The organism is Candidatus Protofrankia californiensis (assembly GCF_900634765.1).
Lineage (GTDB): Bacteria > Actinomycetota > Actinomycetes > Frankiales > Frankiaceae > Protofrankia > Protofrankia californiensis.
Map to the genome: position 1 here is coordinate 1 of NZ_CAAAFT010000351.1, position 2,047 is coordinate 2,047.

3 protein-coding genes and 2 pseudogenes are annotated in these 2,047 nt (G+C 65.3%); 1 reads left to right on the plus strand and 4 read right to left on the minus strand.

Annotated elements, in window-relative coordinates:
* Nucleotides 1-184, minus strand: a pseudogene (locus DD1DGNOD_RS18075) (LLM class F420-dependent oxidoreductase); the annotation flags it as partial.
* Between the two features lie 90 nt (nt 185-274).
* On the opposite strand from DD1DGNOD_RS18075, the gene DD1DGNOD_RS18080 reads away from it, so the two are divergent.
* On the plus strand, nt 275-829 hold the full coding sequence (locus DD1DGNOD_RS18080; protein WP_131767643.1) for a TetR/AcrR family transcriptional regulator: 555 nt from the start codon (nt 275-277) through the stop codon (nt 827-829).
* Nucleotides 830-1,227: 398 nt separating this feature from the next.
* Here the strand turns inward: DD1DGNOD_RS18080 and DD1DGNOD_RS18085 are convergent, their stop codons facing one another.
* From DD1DGNOD_RS18085 to DD1DGNOD_RS31350, 3 genes and pseudogenes are all read right to left on the minus strand, one after another.
* Nucleotides 1,228-1,632: a type II toxin-antitoxin system VapC family toxin gene (locus DD1DGNOD_RS18085; RefSeq protein WP_131767644.1), complete on the minus strand. Its 405-nt coding sequence runs from the start codon at nt 1,630-1,632 to the stop codon at nt 1,228-1,230.
* The gene (locus DD1DGNOD_RS18090) at nt 1,629-1,862 is read right to left on the minus strand and encodes an AbrB/MazE/SpoVT family DNA-binding domain-containing protein (RefSeq protein WP_131767645.1); all 234 of its coding nucleotides are present in this window, start codon (nt 1,860-1,862) and stop codon (nt 1,629-1,631) included. Before DD1DGNOD_RS18090 ends, DD1DGNOD_RS18085 begins: the two co-directional genes overlap by 4 nt.
* Before the next feature lie 45 nt (nt 1,863-1,907).
* A pseudogene (locus DD1DGNOD_RS31350) lies at nt 1,908-2,047 on the minus strand (flavodoxin); the annotation flags it as partial.

Below are 2,047 nucleotides of genomic sequence, written 5' to 3' on the forward strand. Positions count from 1 at the left end.
CTGCGGTACCCAGGCCGATACCCGCAACCCGCGCTCCGCTGAGGGCGGCCACCATGATCGCGTCCCACGAGGTGAGCTGACTGAAGAAGGCGCTATCGAGACCGGCCTCCGCCGCAAGTCGCACCTGTCCGATCATCACCTCCAAGCTCGAACCTACGCCGCCGACGTACAATCCGATCTTCACGGATCCTCCAACATGAAGCGGACCTTCATCTTCCACCATCGACGCTATCCTAAGATGAACCTCCGGTTCCTTTTGAGGAGAGCCCACATCATGCGAGCCGACGCTCAACGCAACCGGGAGCTCATCGCGGCCACCGCGCTCGATCTGTTCGCCCGCCACGGAGCCGGCGTCTCGATGGACGAGATCGCCAGAGCGGCCGGGCTCGGCGTCGGCACGCTCTACCGCCATTTCCCCGATCGACAGGCCCTACTGGAAAGCATCGCGGCCGACACGCTCCGTCGACTCCTGACGTCCAGCCACGCCGAAGCAGCCAAGGAGATCCCACGGTGGCAGGTGCTGCTCCAGATCGTGGAGAACTGTGCGGGGCTGCCCCTGGCGCTGGTCAAGTCGCTCACCGACGAGACACCGGCTGACCCGCAACTGTCAGAACTGGTGCGCGAGCTCGACGTTCTGTTCGAGCAGGTAGTGGAACGGGCGCAGGAGGAGAAAACGCTTCGCCGCGACATCCCAGCGCATGAGGTCGTCAGATTGCTGAATGTGGCGGTATGCCGACCAGGCGCGCGGGCTGACGATCACCTCACCACCGTGATGCTCGACGGTCTCAGCACCTCCAACCCCGTCAGGAGGATTCAACAACCGGATTGAGGCGACAGACTGTCAGTCACGCATCAAGCTCGCGGCGGTGGTGGCGCCAAACTCCCAGCAGGCCTCGCGCGGGACCTGGCGGAAGCTGTCCGCCCGTGATCGGGCCACCCGCGTGCTGGCTATCTCCGTAACGGTGGCACCTACCAGCGGCTCGCCGACGGCTTCGGGATCGGGGTCGGCGGGCGGCGTGCACCGGCTCGAACAACCGCCACAGCCGCCGGGCCACGTTCTCCTCGGACATGTTCCGATCCCACGCCGGCTATCGGCCCCGGGCAAGTCGGTGCTCCGGTAGGCCGCAGGCCGATCGACCGACTCCATCGCCCGGATGGCGCCGATCATTTCACTGTTACCGTGCACATACAACGCGTACGGGAGTCGCATAAATGGCTCTGTGAAGTTCAGGGTGCGATGAGTTCGACCTTCGGGAAATATGTCTGATACCGGGCGGCGTCGCGAGTTAGCAGCCGGTAGCCGGCGACCGCGGCATGTGCGCCGATCAGAAAATCCGGTAGGGGCGAAGTCCTCGTCCCACCCCGACGGCGGTACTGCGTGTAGGCCTTGCCCGCGAGGAAGGCAGCCGGATATGGAAGGCCGTCTCGTCGAAACATCTCCGGCCGGAGCGTGTCATCGAGCTCCTCGATCCGCGGGTAGCGGACGGAGACCTCCGCGTAGATCACAGGATTGATGACGAGCTGCGCCTCATCCGCAGCCGCCGCGATCGCACCGGAAGACCAATCACCCCACCGGGGGTCGTCACCAAGCAGGTCGAGCAGCACGTTGCTGTCGACCAGAACGGGAGTCACTCTCCGCGGGTAAGCGCCATGATCTCATCGGTGGACATGCCCGGCGGAGCCGTACCGCGAAGCCGGCGCACGATGCGCTGGCCCCGCCCACCACCCGGACCTGGCTCCACGCGCACGATGTGGACGCCGTCGTCATCAAGAATGATGTTTATCTCGCTGCCCGGGAGGAGGCCAGCCTTCTCCCGGATCTCTGCAGGGATCGTCACCTGACCCTTGGACGTGATCCGCATCGACGCCTCCTACTTCTCAAAGTAAGAATATTACGCTGCCGCCGGCTAGGTAACCAGGCTCGCGGCCGACATGGCGCCGAGCTCCCAGCAGGCTTCGCGGGCGGTGGCATCCACTCCCCCCGACGACGGTCACCGGGTCGCGCAGGCGCTTCCAGCGCAGGCCGGTCGCGACGACCCCACCGCGT